A 15,971-nucleotide genomic window follows, 5' to 3' on the forward strand; every position below is an offset into this window, starting at 1 on the left:
TCCGGTCAGTCGGGGGAGGAGTCGTCGGGGTCACCGCCGGCCAGGGCGGCGAGGGTCGCCAGGGTGCCGCGCAGCTGTGGAAGCGGGGGCGAGGCCAGGGCGAGCCGCAGGGCGTTGGGAGTCCGGTGCGGGAGTACGGCGAAGGACGCGGCCGGGGTGACGGCGATGCCGTGGCGGGCGGCGGCGGCCACGAACGTGTCGGCCCGCCATGGGCCGGGCAGCTCCCACCAGCAGAAGTACGACCGGGCGTCCGCGCGCAGGGTGAAGCCGCGCAGCGCCTCGGCGGCGATGCCCTGCCGCTCGGCCGCGTCCGCCCGCTTGGCCGCGCTGATCGCCGCCGCCGTGCCGTCGGTGAGCCAACCGGTCGCTGCTTCCAGGGCGTACCCCGTGACCGTCCAGGCGCCGGAGCGCAGCGCCGCGGTCAGCCGGTCCCGGAGCGCGGGCGGGCCGATCAGGAAGCCCGCGGTGAGGCCCGGGGCGAGCCGCTTGGACAGGCTGTCGGTGTGGATCACCCGCTCCGGGGCGTACGCCGCCAGTGGTGGCGGCGCGTCCGCGTCCAGGAACGACCAGACCGCGTCCTCCACCGCGACGGCGTCGATCTGCCCCAGCACGGCGGCGAGTTCGGCCCGCCGGGCGGCCGGCATCGTCACCCCCAGCGGATTGTGCAGGGTCGGCTGGAGGTAGACCGCGCGCAGGGGACCGGCCCGGCGGGCGGCGAGCAGCGCGTCCGGCCGCAGGCCCTCCGCGTCGCAGTCGAGAGGTACGAGAGTGACGCCGAGGCGACCGGCGAGCGCCTTCACCACGGGGTAGGTGAACGCCTCGACGCCCAGCCGGCCGCCGGTGGGGACCAGCGCGGCCACCGCGGCGGCGATCGCCTGACGGCCGTTCCCCGCGAACAGCACGTCCGCGGGGGCGGGTGACCAGCCGGGGCGGGCGAGCAGGGCGGCCACCGCCTGCCGGGCCGCCGCCGTGCCCGCGGCCCCGGCCGGACGCATCGCCGCGGCCAGCACGTCCGGGCGGGCGAGCCGGGCCAGCCCGGCGCCCAGCAGCTCCGACTGGCCGTCCACGACCGGGTAGTTCAGTTCGAGGTCGACCCGTGCGGGTGACGGCTCGGCCAGCGCGGGCCCGGCGACCGGCGGCGCCGCCCGTACGAACGTCCCCCGCCCGACCTCTCCGACCACCAGCCCGCGCCGCGCCAGCTCCGCGTAGACGCGGTTCGCCGTCGAGTCCGCGATCCCGTGCCGCCGAGCGAATCCCCGCTGCGTCGGCAACCGGTCTCCGGCCCGCAGTCGCCCCGCCGCGATCTGAGCGGCGACCCCGTCCGCCACCCGCCGAAAATCCCGCACGTTTCCCTCCGTCCGGACCGGCCGGCCAGCCGGTCCATATTGCACCGAGATCAATATAGGGATTGCCCCGAAATATGCCCACCCATAGCATCGAGCCATCAGCGCGGCAGAGGGGAAACGCCCAGGTGGACAGTGCAAACGTCAACGGCATAGCCATCGCGTACGAGGACTCCGGCAGCGCCGTTCCGGCGGCCGGTGCGGAAGGGGGACCGGCGGTCCTGTTCGTGCACGGCCATCCGTTCGACCGGACGATGTGGAGGCCGCAGGTCGAGGAGCTGGTCCGGCGCGGGGTGCGGGCGGTCGCACCGGATCTGCGCGGCTATGGCGGGACGACGGTGGTGCCGGGGGTGGTGCCGCTGGAGACGTTCGCCCGGGATCTGGCCGGGTTGCTGGACCGGCTGGGGATGGCGCGCGCCGTGGTGTGCGGGGTGTCGATGGGCGGGCAGATCGCGCTGGAGTTCCACCGGCTCTTCCCCGGGCGGGTGGCCGGGCTGCTGCTAGCGGACACCTTCGCGCAGGGCGAGACACCGGCCGGCAAGCGGGAGCGCAACGAGCGGGCCGACCGGCTGCTGGCGGAGGGCATGGCCGGCTACGCCCATGAGGTGCTGGACAAGATGATCACGCCGGCCAACGTCGCCGCGATGCCCGCGGTCGCCGCGCACGTGCTGGCGATGATGCTCGGGGCACCGCCCGAGGGGGCGGCCGCCGCCCTGCGGGGGCGGGCCGAGCGGCCCGACTACACCGGGACGCTGGCGGGCATCGGCGTGCCGGCGCTCGTCGTGGTCGGGCGGGATGACGTCTTCACCCCGGTCGCGGACGCGGAGTTCCTGCGGGAGCGGATACCGGGCGCGCGGCTGGCGGTGGTCGAGGGGGCCGGGCACCTGCCCAACCTGGAGCGGCCCGCCGCGTTCAACGCCGCGCTGACGGGACTGCTGGCGGCCGTCGCGGCGGCCACAGATGTGACGGAAGTCTGACGTTTGCCGGCCGCCCCTGGCCAGGAGGCCGCGCACGTGCTCGAATCGCCGCATGGAAGACCGCACGTCGCCCCCGGTGAAGACACCGGAGCCGCTGCCCGCCGAGGGCGCCGAGGACCCCGAGGAGCAGAGGCGCGGCAGCCCTGTGGGCCGCCGCCTGGTGCTCGGCATGCTGGGCCTGGGCGCCGCGGGTGTGGCCGTCGGCGGGGCCCTGCAGGACAAGGTGGACGGGATCCTGGCCTCGGTCTCCACCCTGGATCCCACCGGTGTCACCGGACTGCTGCCCGGCGGTGGCGGGTTCCGCTTCTACTCGGTGTCCAACTCCATCCCGCACCGCGGCGAGGCCGACTACCGGCTGACCGTCGGCGGCCTGGTGGACAAACCGCTCAGCTTCCGGCTGTCCGACCTGCGGGCCCTGCCCCAGGTGCGGATGGTGCACGACGTGCAGTGCGTCACCGGCTGGCGGGTGCCGAACACCGCCTTCTCCGGGGTGCGGCTGTCCACCCTGCTGGACGCGGCCGGGGTGCGGGCCGAGGGCACCGCGGTCCGCTTCACCTGCTTCGACGGCGTCTACAGTGAGAGCCTCACCCTCGACCAGGCCCGCCGCGGCGACATGCTGGTGGCCCTGACCATGAACGACAAGCCGGTCACCGACGCGCACGGCGGCCCGGTGCGGCTCTACGCCGCGCCCATGTACTTCTACAAGTCCGCCAAGTGGCTTTCCGGCATCACGGTCACCAAGGACGTCCAACCGGGCTACTGGGAGCACTACGGATATGACGTGGACGGGTGGGTCGGCAAATCGAACGGTCGCCATGATGACCCGACTGCATGACTCGATGGCCAGGATCGAGCAGTCCCGGGCGGCCGGCGGAGTGCGCCGCTTCACCCGGGCCGAGACCTGGGTGCACCGCTCGCTGGCCTGGCTGATGGGCGTCTGCGTCTTCACCGCCGTCTGCCTGTACTTTCCGCCGCTCGCCGAGATGGTGGGCCGCCGCCGGCTGGTGGTGACCATCCACGAGTGGTCGGGCATCCTGCTGCCCGCGCCGCCGCTGCTCGGCCTGGTCTCCCGCGCCTTCCGGGCCGACGCCGGGCGGCTCGGCCGCTTCTTCCCGCACGACTGGCACTGGCTGCGCGTCGCGCTGCACCGCCGTCGGCGCGAACCGAGCCTGGCGGGCAAGTTCAACGCCGGGCAGAAGCTCTACGCCGCCTTCACCGTGGGCGCGATCCTGCTCATGGTCGGTACCGGGCTGATCATGTGGTTCCCCCGGCTGACCCCGCTGGTGTGGCGCACCGGTGCGACCTTCGTGCACGACTGGCTCTTCCTGCTCGTCGTCGTCGCCATCGCCGGCCATGTGCGGTTCGCCGCGAAGGACCCCGAGGCCCGTCGCGGCCTGCGCACCGGCTACGTGCCACGCTGGTGGATCGGTGCCGAGCACCCGCTGTGGCGCCCGGACCCCCCGAGGACGACGACACCGCCGCGGCCGGAGCCCGCGCCGGCGGCGGAGCGGATCGATCCGGAGCCGCCGCCCGCCGGCTGACCGTCGAACCGCCGGCGTCGCCCTTCGCAGCCGTTCCGTTACACCCAGGACACCGCGCGGTCGCCATGACGCCATCGCCGCTTCGCCGCCGGAACCTAGCGTCACAGCATGACGACGCCTCAGATCACGACGCGGCCGGTGGCGGCGGGGGGTTCCCCGGAAGGGCTCGCGGGGAGGGCGCCGCGTCCCGAGCTGTACCGGCCCGCCCGCCGCCGGACGGGCCGGCCCGGTCCGCGCCGGCTGGGCATACGGGCGGTGGTCGCGCTGATCCTGCTCGGGACACTGTGCGCGCTCGCGGTCGTCGGCTCGGTGGCGGCGCGCCGGGACGCCGATGCGCTGCGTACCACCGTCACCGAACGGGCCGCCGTGGCAGGGCAGTTGCGCTTCGCACTCGCCGACCTGGACGCCCAGCGGGCCGACACCCTCGCGCCGGGGCAGTCCGCCGTCAGCCCCACGGTGGAGGTCGGCAACGAACTCGTCGCACTCATCACCGCACAGCAGCGACGCGCCCAGGTCAGCGACCTGTTGCGCCAGTTGGGCGCCGACGCCACCCAGGGCACACAGGTCCGCGCCCTGCTCGACGCACTCGGCCGCTACGACGACCTCAGCGGGCGCGCCGCCTACGTCGACGAGCAGAACACCAGCCGGCTGGCGGGCTTCCCGCCGCCCATCGCCGTCTCCATGAACGTCCAGGCCGGCGAGGTGATGCGGGACGATCTGCTGCCCGCCGCGTCCTCGCTGTTCGCGGCCTACCAGAAACAGGCCGCGCAGCGCCAGGACCAGGTCCACGACGCCACCTCGCGGTGGGCGCTCGCCGTCGGCCTGCTCGGCCTGCTCACCCTCGCTCTTCTGCTGTGGTGGCAGCGCGAACTGGCCCGTGACTACCGGCGGTTGCTCAGCCTTCCGCTGGTCGGCGCGACCGCCGCCGTACTCGCCGTCAGCCTGGCCGGCACGCTCGCCCTGACCTCCTGCGCGAGCGATGTGAACACCGCGGTCGGCCAGGGACTGCGCCCCTGGACCCGGCTGGCCGAGGCACGCGCGGTGGCCGCCCAGGCCGCCGCCACCGAGAGCCGCTGGTTCGTGCACGACTCGGCCTTCGGAGCCGCGGACGCCGCGCAGTTCACCGAGCTGACCGAGCGCCTCGACGCCCTGCTGACACCCGACGGCTACGCCAGCGCGGCGGAGCGTCCGGCGTACGAGGACGTCCTGACCCGCTACGGCCACTTCCGCGCCGACGACCGGCGGCTGCGCACCCTGAAGGCGGCGGGCAGGACCGACAAGGCCGCGGCCGACGAGGCCGCGAAGGTGCTCACCGAAGTCGGACGCGGCGACGTCGCCTTCGACTTCTGGGACTTCGCCACCACCCTCGACAGCCTGGCCGGCCGACAACTGGCCGATTTCAGCGCCCACGCCACCGACGCCCGCGGCTCGCTGGACGGCTGGCCCGCGGTGCCGGCCGGGGCTCTCGGCCTGGCCGGGGTGCTGGTCCTGCTGGCCGTACGGCCCCGGCTGGCCGAATACCGCTGACGGCGGACAGCGCCCGGGCCCGGCCGCGGGAGGCCGGGCCGGACCAGCTCCGGTGCCCACCGCGGAACCGAACTTGTGGGTTCACTCGTTCGAGCGGTAATAAGTGGCCTACGAACTGTTGATTCGCCTGTGGGGGGCACCACGCGACCGGCTCGCGGCCTCAACATGCTGCACGAGACGGGACGCGTACCGTGACCACCGATTCATCGCCCGCCCCCGAGGGAGAAGGGTCCCTGCCCGACGAGGTCTGGGACCAGTTCCTGCGGGACACCGAGACCGACATCCGGGCCAGCGCGCCCAGGGAACCGTCCGCACGGGCCAGGATCGTGGCCCGGCGGCTGCGCGAGGAGGAGGCGCGGCTCGCCGAAGCGAGCAGGCGGCGCCCCGGGCGGGGCGTCCGTGGCCCCGGGCCGCACGCCTGGCGCTCCGGGACCACGGACGCCGCCGAAGTCCGGCTGCGCCGCCGCAGCCGGATCCGGGGCGCGGCCGCCGTCGTGCTGGTGGTGCTCCTGCTGCTGATCGTGCTCGCGCCCGGCCGCGCCTGGTCCTTCATACGCGGCGACGGCTGGCAGCAGGGCGGCACCCCCGGACCCGCGCCGACCAGCGTCTCGCCGCAGCCCGGCCCGGGCCACACCATCCGCACCTGACCTGGCCGCGGACCGGCACTCACACGCCGCGCTCGTCCAGCTTCCGCATCGCCGCCCGGAAGGACCGCCGCAGCGCCGGGGCGAACACCCGCAGCAGGGCCGTGCCGGTCCGGGTGGGCTCGGCCACGACCGTCCACTGCACCAGGCTGGACCGGCCGACCGGCTCCACCCGCCACTCCTCCAGCAGTGCCTTCACACCCGGCCGGTTCATGGCGTCGGTCCGGTAGGCGTACCGCCGCGGCGCCTCGGCCACCAGCACCGTCTCCTCGAAGGCCGCGCCGCCGGCCAGCACGACATAGCGCCCGGTCCGCGTGTCCCGGGCCCGCCGGACAGCGCCGAACCACTCGGGCCAGGACCCGGTCTCCTCCGCGAGAGCGCGGTAGACGGCTTCCGGGGAGGCCGCGACGGCCAGCGAGAAGACCAGCCTGACCGGTGCGCTGTCGAGGAACTCCAGTCCGACCGGGCGCAGTCGGTGTTTGAGACGAGCCATGAGCCGCAGGCTACGCCCGGTGCGGCCGCTTGTCCGCCGTCAGCTCTCGGCGCTCTCGCCGCCCGGTTCACCCGCGACGATCAGGTCCGCCAGGTGCTCGGCGATCTCCGCCCGCAGCACCTCGGGGATGCCGGCGTCCGTCACCAGGGTGCCCACGTCCTCCAGGGAGGCGAAGGAACTCAGGCCCACCGTGCCCCACTTGGTGTGGTCGGCGATCACCACCACCCGGCGCGCCGAGCGTACGAACTGCCGGTTGGTCTCCGCCTCCGCCAGATTCGGCGTGGACAGTCCGGCCTCCACCGAGATGCCGTGGACACCCAGGAACAGCAGGTCGAAGTGGAGCGACTGGATGGCCCGGTCCGCGACCGGCCCGACCAGCGTCTCGGACGGGGTGCGCACCCCGCCGGTGATCACCACGGTCGCCGAGGCGTCCCCGTGGCCGGTGCCGGGCCGGCGCTGCCCGGACTGGAACACGTCGGCGACCCGGACCGAGTTGGTCACCACCGTCAGGTCCGGTACGTCCAGCAGATGATGGGCCAGCGCGAACGCGGTGGTGCCGCCGGCCAGCGCGATGGCGCTGCCCGGGGGGACCAGGGCCGCCGCCGCCCGGGCGATGGCCTCCTTCGCGCCCAGTTCCAGACCCGACTTCGCCTCGAAGCCCGGCTCGTGGCTGCTGGCCTCCACCACCGGGACCGCGCCGCCGTGCACCTTTTCGACCACGCCCTGCCGGGCCAGCGCGTCGAGATCGCGGCGCACGGTCATGTCCGAGACGTTCAGCCGCCGGGTGAGCTCATTGACCCGTACCCCGCCACGCCGTCGCACCTCGTCCAGGATCAGAGCCCGCCGCTGCTCTGCGAGGAGGTTCTGGTTGTCGCTCACCCGTGACCCCGTCCCGTCCGTTTCGTTGTGCACCGTGCCCTACGCCGAAGTGCTGCGGTCATCCTTCCACGCGCGGGGCGGCCGGTGTACGCCGGATGAATCGGCGGAGGGTGTCCCGGCCCGGGTGCCGCCGTCGCCGGTTCACGGCAGCTCGGGCAGATCCTCCGGGTAGAGCAGCTGCAGTTCCTCGTGGCTCGGGTCGGCGACATGTGCCAGCCGTACGGCATGCCGCTCCACCATCGCCTCGAAGGTCTGGCGCGCCGAGCGGCCGTTGCCGAAGCCGGGACCCTTCGGCAGGGCGGTGAAGTACTTCAGCAGCGCTTCCCCGGTGTCCTCGCCGAGCCGGTACTCGTGCTCGGCCACCTGCGACTCCACGATTCGCACCAGCTCCTTCGACGTGTAGTCGCCGAAGGTGATGGTGCGTGAGAAGCGCGACGCCACACCCGGGTTGGAGGCCAGGAAGCGGGCCATCTCCTCGGTGTAGCCGGCCACGATCACCACCACCGCGTCCCGGTGGTCCTCCATCAGCTTCACCAGGGTGTCGATGGCCTCCCGGCCGAAGTCCCGGCCGCCGTCCTCCGGGGCGAGCGCGTACGCCTCGTCGATGAACAGCACCCCGCCGCGCGACCGGTCGAAGGCCTCCTGGGTGCGGATCGCGGTGGAGCCGATGTGCTCGCCCACCAGATCCACCCGGGAGACCTCCACCAGGTGGCCGCTCTCCAGCACACCCAGCGACGCCAGGATCTCCCCGTACAGCCGGGCCACCGTCGTCTTGCCGGTGCCCGGGGAGCCGGTGAAGACCAGGTGCCGGCGCGCCGAGGGCGCCTTCAGCCCGGCCTGCTCACGGCGGCGCCCCACCGAGATCAGGTCGATCAGCGTGCGGACCTCGCGTTTGACGCTGTCCAGGCCGACCAGCGCGTCCAGATCGCCCAGGACCTCCTCGCTCTGCCGGGCGGCGGGCACGGCGGGCGCGGCCGGCGCCGCGGCGGGACGCGGTTCGGGCACCGCGCCGAGCACGCCGTACGACTGCGCCGCCGCCGTCTGCGCGGTCACCGCGCCGGCCGGGACCGGCGCCGGGCTCTCCTCGGTGGCCGCCCGGTCGCTGGTGCAGTTCTCGGTGATCGGGCCCGGCTCGGCGAACTCGTAACCGCCGCGGGCGCAGCGCTCGGTACGGCACCGGGTCAGCGTGGACCGGCAGCCGTCGATGATGTGGAAGCCGTAACCGCGGCTGCCGGTCACCCGGCACTCGGTGAAGGTGCCGCGGCCCCCGGCGGAGACATAGACGCCGGACTCCACCGGGTTGGTGACCGTGCACCGCTCCAGGGCCGGGTCGGCACCTTTGGTGACGATCACGCCGGTCGCCGTCTCGTCGATGGTGACCTGGGCCAGGGTGCCGCCGCTGCCGTGATCGCGGAACCAGGCACCGGTGGCGGCCCGGCTGATCCGGCAGTCGTCCAGCTGGATGGTGGCCCCGTCGCTGACCGACACCGCGGTGTTGCGGATCTGGCTGAAATCGCTGTCGACCACATCGGCCCGCGAGCCGCGGTCCAGCACGAACAGCGCGTCGGGCACGTCGTGCACCCGGCAGGAGTCCAGTATGGCCACCGCGCCGTCGCTCACCCACACGGCCGGGTAGTCGCCCGTGCTGTCGTGGATCTCGCAGCTGTCGGCGTCGACCCGGGTGCCCGGGTCCCACACCGACAGGCCGTTGCGGCCGAAGCGGCGGACGGCGCACCGGGTCAGGGTGAGCACCGAACGCGCCCGCAGATCGATCGCGTTCTCCGGGATGTCGTGGATGTCGCAGTCGGCCAGCGTCAGTACCCCGTCGGTGTCCAGGGTGACGCCGTCCCCGGTGGTGCGGTGCACCTGGCAGTCCGTGAAGTGCCCGGTCGCCCGCGCGGAGATCTGCACTCCGGTGCCGCGGATCTCGAACACCTCGCAGCCGACCGCCTCCAGCGAACTGCTCTCGCCGGTCACCGAGATCCCGGCGCCCGAGGCGTGGTGCACCCGGCAGCGCTCCAGCCGCGGCCCGCCGCCGCCGCGCACCGCGACGCCGCTCTGCCCGGCGGCGACCACCTCGCAGTCCTCGAACAGGCCGCCGGCGCCGTCCAGCACGCTGATGCCGAGCCCGGCCGGATTGTCCACCGTGCAGCGCCGCACGGTCGGCCGCGCGCCGTCGCGCACCTCCAGGCCCACCGCCGAGCGGGTGTTGATCCGCAGCCCCGACAACTCGGGGGTGCTCGCCTCCACCAGCAGCGCGGCGGACGAGGTGTCCTGGCCCTCCACCAGCAGGTCCAGCACGGTCGCCGCGGCCCGCAGCGTCAGCGCCACCCCCGAGGCGGGCGCGATCCGCACCGTGCCGGGACCGTCCGCGCAGCGCAGGGTCACCGCGTGGTCCAGCACGAGATTCTCCCGGTACGTACCCGGGCTCACCGACAGCACATCACCGTCGCCCGCCGCCTCCAGCGCGGCGGCGAGCGTCTCGTACTCACCTGTGCGGCGGCGCCACCGCGAGCTGTTCTGATTGGTGACCTGCACCACGCCATGTGCCATCGGGCTGCTCTGCCCCCACCTCTTGCGTCGGCCGACCGGGGATGCAACCGTAGCGCGCGCGGCGGCCCGGTGTTGACGCCCGCCGGCCGGTGGTCATCCGCCCGCGCCCATGCGTCCCCAGTCCTGGCCCACCCGGGCCCATTCCCGCTCCCACGACGCGAGCCGGCGGCGCATCAGACGCCACATCAGCACCTGCCGGGTGATCAGCAGCAGACCGCCGGCCGAGGTGGCGGCGGCGGTGCCGGCCAGCACCGAGTGCGTGGTGGCGGTCGCGGAGTCCAGCGGCGGCGGTACGAGCCGACCGGCCCGGTCGGTCCACAGCAGGATCTTGCCCTGGTGCCACACCTCCAGGTCCACCGAGACGGTCGCGGTGTGCGCCGAGTGGTCGGGCGCGGTCCAGTGCAGCACGTCGCCCAGGGTGTTGGCCATCCTGCCGCTGGACTCGGCGGCGCCGCCCGACAGGCTGGCGGTGGCCGAGGACAGTCCTGTCCCGTGCTGCGACGCGTCACCCGGCGTCCGGCCCGTCGCCGTGCCGGTTACGGTCCCCGGCGCCCGGCCCGAAGCCACGCCCGGCGTCTTGGCGGACGACACCACGGTCGCGGTCACCAGGAAGCGGGCGGACCGCTGGGTCCGCACCACGCGTTGCAGGGTGCGGTCCACCGACTGGCCGGACCACCAGCCGAAGAGGGGAACCAGACAGAACAGCAGCGCGGTGAGCACGCCCAGCCACGCCTCGATCACATCACTGCGCCGGCGCAGGCTGTTACGCCGCCACCGCCACCCGAACTGCTTCGTCCTTTTGCGGCGACGCGCCGACCGGCTCGCTGTCGGACCCACGGGCAGCCACCCCCTTCACACCCGTTCGATTACCGCGAACGGAGGGACTCATGCACGGCACACTTGGGATGTGTTACTCCACCACCAAGAACGGGTCACCGACGCGCAGGGTTCCGGAATGCTCAGGAATCAGATTCTGGCCGAAAACCAGTTGGGCGCCGAACTTGCGATGCCGGGCCAGAGTGCGCAGCGGTTCCCTGCCCCGGGCGCCGGTGCTCTGATCAGTGGTGGTGATCACACAGCGTCCGCACGGCTTGGCCACCCGGAAGCCGATCCCGCCGATCCGTATCCGGCGCCAACCGTCCTCCGCCCAGGGGGCGGTGCCGTCGATCACCACATTCGGCCGGAAACGATCCATCGGCAGCGGACCCTCCTCCGGATGGTCGCCCGCCGCGATCCATGAGTTGAGGGCTTCCAGCGAGGCCGCGGCGGTCACCAGCAGCGGGAAGCCGTCGGCCAGGCTCACCGTCTCACCGGGCTGCGCGAAGCGGGGATCGACCGGCCGGCGCACCGCCGGGTCGTCCAGATGCACCAGCCGCACCGGCGCTTCGAGGAACTCGCCGAACCAGCGGTCGGCGGCGCCGCCCACCGGCCGCACCTCGATCCGGTGGGAGAAGAGCCCCACCGTCTCCAGCTCCCCCGGCGGGGGCACCGCGACATCGAGCGGCTCGCGGCCCGGGGCGCACACCCGCAGACCGCCACCCCCCACGGGTTCGGCGGTCAGCAGGGCGAGCCGGGCGTCCTCCCGCTGTGTCACGGCTTTGCGCGTACGGGCATCGATCAGCATCCAGCGGCGATCCCCCGCGAGCCCCCACGGCTCCACGACCGCCTGGCCGGGACTGAACCCGCGCAGCGACTTGACCGGATAGACATGCAGCGCGCTCACGACGGGCGCGCCGGTACGAAGCACGTTCACCTGCTGCACCCGGGACATCGTCATACGGCAATCCTCGCAGGCGCGGTACCGCTTCGGTCAGCCCTGGTAGTAACCACCGTTCTGCTGCTGCGGGGGCACACCCTGACCGAGGTTGCGCCGCGGGTACTGCTCCTCCGGGTGGCCGCCCGGCATCTGCCGCGGCTGCATCGGACGCGGCGGCACCGGACGCGCGGCCTCGTACCCGCCGGGGGAGGGCTGCGGGGGCTGCGCGGGGTAGCCGGCGCCGTTGCTGCCGCCGTTGGTGTTGCCGTACCCGTTCCCGAAACCGTTGCCGAAGCTGTTGTAACCGGCCCGCGGAGCCGGTGCCTGCTGCGGGATGTACGAGGTCTGCTGCTGCGGCTGGTAGCCGGCCGGCGGGTACGCGTTCGGCATCGGGCTCTGCATCGGCGGCGGCACCGGCTGCGGGTACTGCGAGGGCGCCGACGGGCCGGGGGGCAGCGCGGGCAGGGCCGCGGGCAGCGCCGGCAGGTTGCTGCCGCCGTAGGAGTTGTTGTAGCCACCCGACTCGTACGGAGAGTAAGCGGCGGGCACACGGATGGGAGCGATCTGCGGGGTGCCTCGCTCGGCGACGAGGCTGTCGTAGATCGGGGTGTCCGGGAAGGACGAAGAGGAGGACTGGTAGCCGCCGTAGCCGCCACCATACGAACCGCGGGGGGTGGTCATGAGCCATAAGTTAAGCCCACGATGTGGTCGTTGGGGAGACCGATTAGAAGGTTGTTTGGTCACCGGGGAGTGACCGGCCGCCCCCAATATGAGCGAATCCGTGAAAATCGGTCAGCCCGTCGTGGTGTGATCAGGTAAAACGCATGCGCCGAGGGGGTTACCGGGGGTCTCGGCGCGCCGGGGAGGGGAAGCGGATGAGTCTGCGCAAAGGGGAGAACACGGGCCTGCCGACAGCCGCCGTGCGGCTGGAGTTCGGGCGCCGGGCGGCGGCCGGCACCCCCCGGGCGTATGCCTGCGCGCTGCTGCTCGCGGACAGCCCCGACGGCGGAACCGACGGCGCGGTGCGCGACGCCGGCGACCTCGTGCACCCGGGCGCCCCGGCGCGGGCCGGCGGGGCGGTCCGGCACGAAGGCACCGCCGTCGTCGACGGGTTCGCGGTCGACACCCTCACGGTGGATCTCGCGTCGCTCGACAGCGCGGTCAACTCGGTACTGGTGGTCGCCCGCGGTGACGGCGGGCCCTTCGGGCGGATTCCCGGACTGTGGCTGCGGGTGGCGGTCCGGCTCGGGGCGCGGGAGGAGCGGCTGGCGCACTTCGACTGCGCGGGGGCGACCAGCGAGACCGCGTACGTCCTGGGCGAGTGCTACCGGCGGGCCGGCGGCTGGCGGTTCCGCGCCGTCGGGCAGGGCTACGAGGGCGGCTTCACCGAACTGGCCGGGCGCTACGGGCTGCCGGAGGACGCGGTGCCGGCCTTCGAGGCGCCCGGCGGCGAGCCGTCCGCCGCCCCGGCCGCGCCCTCCAGGGTGACGCTCGGCAAGCGGGCGCCCGCGGTGTCGCTGGCCAAGCAGGGCGGCGGTTCGGGACGGCTGCGGGTGGGCCTCGACTGGCAGGCGCCCACCGGCCACGGACACGCCGGTATCGATCTCGACCTGTGCGCGCTGTTCGAGCTGAGCGACGGCAGCAAGGGTGTCGTCCAGGCCCTCGGCGGCGCTTTCGGCTCGCTGGACCGGCCGCCCTTCATCCGGCTGGACGGCGACGACCGGACCGGCGCGAGCGCCGAGGGCGAGAATGTGACCGTCAACCTGGACCAGCTGCCGCATTTCCGGCGCATCCTGGTCTTCGTCACCCTCTACCAAGGCGCCCGCAGCTTCGCCGGACTCCACGCCTCTGTGACGCTCCGGCCCGAGCACGGCGCCGACATCGACTTCAGCCTCGACGAATGCACCGTCGAGTCCACCGTCTGCGCGCTCGCGCTGCTCACCCGCGAAGGGTCCGATCTCGTCGTCCGGCGGGAGGCCCGTTACCTGGTGCCGCGGACCGGGGTGAGCCCGCAGCGGACCGTGGACTACGCGTACGGCTGGGGGCTCAACTGGACGCCGGGCCGCAAGTGAGCCGCGCTCGGGCGGCGCCGGGAAGCGAAGGCGGACTCCGTCAGACGGTGGCGTCCGGGCGGGCGTAGGTGCGGCCCTTCCAGGCCGCGCCGCGGCCCCGGTAGTGCTCGATCGCCGAGTCCACCGTCATCAGCAGGTACAGGCCCGCGGTGTACGGCAGCAGCGGGGCGAGCCACCGCGACTGCCCGTAGTAGCGCAGCATCGGCAGATAGCTGCCGGTCATCACGGCCCACGCGGCCAGTCCGAGGGCGGACAGCGGCCAGGCGCCCGCCAGCGCGCCGCCGATCGCGGCCACCGGCGGCACCAGATAGATCAGCGCGAGGCCGGCGACCGTACCCGCCAGCACCGCCGGATTGTGCCGCAGCTGGGCGTAGGCGCTGCGGGACACCATCCGCCACAGCTCGCCGAGACCCGGGTAGGGGCGGACGCTGTCCACCCGCTCGGCCAGGCCCAGCCAGATCCGGCCGCCGGAGCGTTTGACGGCGCGGGCCAGAGCCACGTCGTCGATCACCGACTGGCGGATCGCGTCCGGCACATCGGCGGCGGTCACGGCGGTGGAGCGGATCAGCACACAGCCGCCGGCCGAGGCGGCGGTGCGCGAACCGGGGCGGTTGATCCAGCGGAAGGGATAGAGCTGGGCGAAGAAGTAGACGAAGGCCGGGACGATCAGACGCTCCCAGCCGGTCCGCACCCGCAGCCGCGCCATCTGGGACACCAGGTCCAGATCGGCGGTGACGGCGGCGGCGGCCAGAGCGCGCAGGCTGTCCGGTCGGTGCGCGATGTCGGCGTCGGTGAGCAGCAGGTACTCGGCGCCGGTCCGCTCGCGGGCCAGCGCGATGCCGTGCCGCACGGCCCACAGCTTGCCGGTCCAGCCGGACGGCGGCTCGCCCGGCGAGGTGACGGTCAGCGGCAGCCCGCCGTGCTCCGCGCCCAGCTTCCCGGCCAGTTCCCCGGTGCCGTCGCTGCTCCCGTCGTCCACCAGGAACACCTCGGCCCGCCCGGGGTACTCCTGCGCCAGCAGGGACGGCAGGCTCACCCCCAGCACCTCGGCCTCGTCGCGGGCCGGCACGACCACGGCCACACTCGGCCACACCGCGGGCTCCCCGCCGCCCCTGGGCAGCCGCACATCCGTCCGCCAGAACCCGCCCTGACCCACCAGCAGCCACAGCCAGGCGGCGAGCGACACCCCGGCAATCACCGACATCACCATCACGCCCCGCAGTCTGCCATCCCCCGCGGGGCGCCCGGCGGGGACACGGTCCTTCTTCCGGCCCGGCCCGGAGGCGGTCCGCCCGCTCGCCTCCGGGGCCGCCGTTGGCTGCGAGGACAAGAGCCGCGGCGAGGACAAGAGGAGAAGGGGCCGGGGCGGAGGGCTTAGGCTGGGGCCGTGAAGATCGGGCTGGTGGATTCCGGGATCGGGTTGCTGGCCGCGGCCGCGGCGGTGCGCCGGGCGCGGGGGGACGCGGAGCTGGTGCTCGCGTCGGACCCGGAGGGAATGCCGTGGGGGCCGAGGTCGGCGCAGGATGTGACGCGGCGGGCTGTCGCGTGCGCGCGGGCCGCCGCCGAGGACGGGCTGGACGCGCTGATCGTGGCGTGCAATACCGCCTCCGTCCACGCGCTGCCCGCCCTGCGCGCCGCGTTCGAGCCGGATCTGCCGGTCATCGGCACCGTCCCCGCCGTCAAGCCGGCCGCCGCCGAGCACCGCACCGTGGCCATCTGGGCCACCCCCGCCACCACCGGCAGCCCCTACCAGCGCGCCCTGATCGCCGACTTCGGCAACGGCGCCCGGATCACCGAAGTGCCCTGCCCCGGTCTGTCCGACGCCGTGCAGGCCGCCGACCCCGAGGCGGTCGGCGCGGCCATCGCCGTCGCGGCTTCCCGTACACCGCCCGGTGTGGGCGCCGTCGTCCTCGGCTGCACGCACTACGAACTGGTGGCGGACCGGATCGCCGCCGCCGTACCGGGCGCGCGGCTGTACGGCTCGGCGGACGCCGTCGCCGCCCAGGCGCTGCGCAGGATCGGTGCGTCCGCGCCCCCGCTCGGCCCGACCGGCACGGTGACCGTCATCCTGAACGGCCGGCGGGCCGACCGGCTGCCGGAAGTGGCTCTGGCATATGCCGAAGGCGCCGCTCTGGCAGCGACCGCGGCGGTGACGTGACGCGGGATGCTGCTCTCTTCCCGCAGCC

At 73.9% G+C, this 15,971-nt stretch carries 15 protein-coding genes; 7 read left to right on the top strand and 8 right to left on the bottom strand.

Going from position 1 to position 15,971, the window contains the following annotated elements:
* Positions 1 to 5: 5 nt before the first annotated feature.
* Entirely contained in the window at positions 6 to 1,346 is a 1,341-nt protein-coding gene (locus tag ACFO3J_RS08380; protein ID WP_386427674.1) for an aminotransferase-like domain-containing protein, read from the bottom strand.
* 125 nt (positions 1,347 to 1,471) lie between these two features.
* Here ACFO3J_RS08380 and ACFO3J_RS08385 point away from each other — a divergent pair, with 125 nt between their 5' ends.
* The 5 genes from ACFO3J_RS08385 (at position 1,472) to ACFO3J_RS08405 (ending at position 6,035) form a co-directional block, all read left to right on the top strand.
* Positions 1,472 to 2,320 carry an alpha/beta fold hydrolase gene (locus tag ACFO3J_RS08385; RefSeq protein ID WP_386427675.1) on the top strand — a complete coding sequence of 283 codons (849 nt, stop codon included), beginning with the start codon at positions 1,472 to 1,474 and terminating at the stop codon, positions 2,318 to 2,320.
* A 52-nt stretch (positions 2,321 to 2,372) separates the two neighbouring features.
* Positions 2,373 to 3,155, top strand: coding sequence for a molybdopterin-dependent oxidoreductase (locus tag ACFO3J_RS08390; protein WP_386427676.1), 783 nt, complete (start codon positions 2,373 to 2,375; stop codon positions 3,153 to 3,155).
* Positions 3,139 to 3,861 carry a cytochrome b/b6 domain-containing protein gene (locus ACFO3J_RS08395; protein ID WP_386427678.1) on the top strand — a complete coding sequence of 241 codons (723 nt, stop codon included), beginning with the start codon at positions 3,139 to 3,141 and terminating at the stop codon, positions 3,859 to 3,861. Before ACFO3J_RS08390 ends, ACFO3J_RS08395 begins: the two co-directional genes overlap by 17 nt.
* 108 nt (positions 3,862 to 3,969) lie before the next feature.
* Positions 3,970 to 5,388 carry a hypothetical protein gene (locus tag ACFO3J_RS08400; RefSeq protein WP_386427679.1) on the top strand — a complete coding sequence of 473 codons (1,419 nt, stop codon included), beginning with the start codon at positions 3,970 to 3,972 and terminating at the stop codon, positions 5,386 to 5,388.
* 191 nt (positions 5,389 to 5,579) lie between these two features.
* On the top strand, positions 5,580 to 6,035 hold the full coding sequence (locus ACFO3J_RS08405; RefSeq protein ID WP_386427681.1) for a hypothetical protein: 456 nt from the start codon (positions 5,580 to 5,582) through the stop codon (positions 6,033 to 6,035).
* Between the two features lie 19 nt (positions 6,036 to 6,054).
* Here ACFO3J_RS08405 and ACFO3J_RS08410 read toward each other — a convergent pair whose 3' ends face one another.
* From ACFO3J_RS08410 to ACFO3J_RS08435, 6 genes are all read right to left on the bottom strand, one after another.
* Positions 6,055 to 6,525: an SRPBCC family protein gene (locus ACFO3J_RS08410; protein ID WP_386427683.1), complete on the bottom strand. Its 471-nt coding sequence runs from the start codon at positions 6,523 to 6,525 to the stop codon at positions 6,055 to 6,057.
* Between the two features lie 39 nt (positions 6,526 to 6,564).
* Complete coding sequence (locus ACFO3J_RS08415) at positions 6,565 to 7,404, bottom strand: DeoR/GlpR family DNA-binding transcription regulator (protein WP_386427685.1); 840 nt, start codon at positions 7,402 to 7,404, stop codon at positions 6,565 to 6,567.
* A gap of 141 nt (positions 7,405 to 7,545) precedes the next feature.
* Positions 7,546 to 9,957, bottom strand: a complete 2,412-nt coding sequence (locus ACFO3J_RS08420; protein ID WP_386427687.1) for a right-handed parallel beta-helix repeat-containing protein — start codon at positions 9,955 to 9,957, stop codon at positions 7,546 to 7,548.
* Positions 9,958 to 10,050: 93 nt separating this feature from the next.
* Positions 10,051 to 10,698: an Rv1733c family protein gene (locus tag ACFO3J_RS08425; protein WP_386427688.1), complete on the bottom strand. Its 648-nt coding sequence runs from the start codon at positions 10,696 to 10,698 to the stop codon at positions 10,051 to 10,053.
* Between the two features lie 169 nt (positions 10,699 to 10,867).
* Positions 10,868 to 11,728, bottom strand: a complete 861-nt coding sequence (locus ACFO3J_RS08430; RefSeq protein WP_386427815.1) for an MOSC domain-containing protein — start codon at positions 11,726 to 11,728, stop codon at positions 10,868 to 10,870.
* A 39-nt stretch (positions 11,729 to 11,767) separates the two neighbouring features.
* On the bottom strand, positions 11,768 to 12,394 hold the full coding sequence (locus ACFO3J_RS08435) for a DUF6643 family protein (protein ID WP_386427690.1): 627 nt from the start codon (positions 12,392 to 12,394) through the stop codon (positions 11,768 to 11,770).
* Positions 12,395 to 12,588: 194 nt separating this feature from the next.
* On the opposite strand from ACFO3J_RS08435, the gene ACFO3J_RS08440 reads away from it, so the two are divergent.
* Positions 12,589 to 13,785 carry a TerD family protein gene (locus tag ACFO3J_RS08440; protein WP_386427692.1) on the top strand — a complete coding sequence of 399 codons (1,197 nt, stop codon included), beginning with the start codon at positions 12,589 to 12,591 and terminating at the stop codon, positions 13,783 to 13,785.
* 40 nt (positions 13,786 to 13,825) lie between these two features.
* On the opposite strand, the gene ACFO3J_RS08445 is transcribed toward ACFO3J_RS08440, so the two are convergent.
* Positions 13,826 to 14,989, bottom strand: a complete 1,164-nt coding sequence (locus tag ACFO3J_RS08445) for a glycosyltransferase (RefSeq protein WP_386427817.1) — start codon at positions 14,987 to 14,989, stop codon at positions 13,826 to 13,828.
* Between the two features lie 183 nt (positions 14,990 to 15,172).
* Here ACFO3J_RS08445 and ACFO3J_RS08450 point away from each other — a divergent pair, with 183 nt between their 5' ends.
* Entirely contained in the window at positions 15,173 to 15,943 is a 771-nt protein-coding gene (locus ACFO3J_RS08450; protein ID WP_386427694.1) for a glutamate racemase, read from the top strand.
* The last annotated feature ends 28 nt before the right edge of the window (positions 15,944 to 15,971 follow it).

Source organism: Streptomyces polygonati, assembly GCF_042650325.1.
In the GTDB taxonomy this organism is placed as follows: domain Bacteria; phylum Actinomycetota; class Actinomycetes; order Streptomycetales; family Streptomycetaceae; genus Actinacidiphila; species Actinacidiphila polygonati.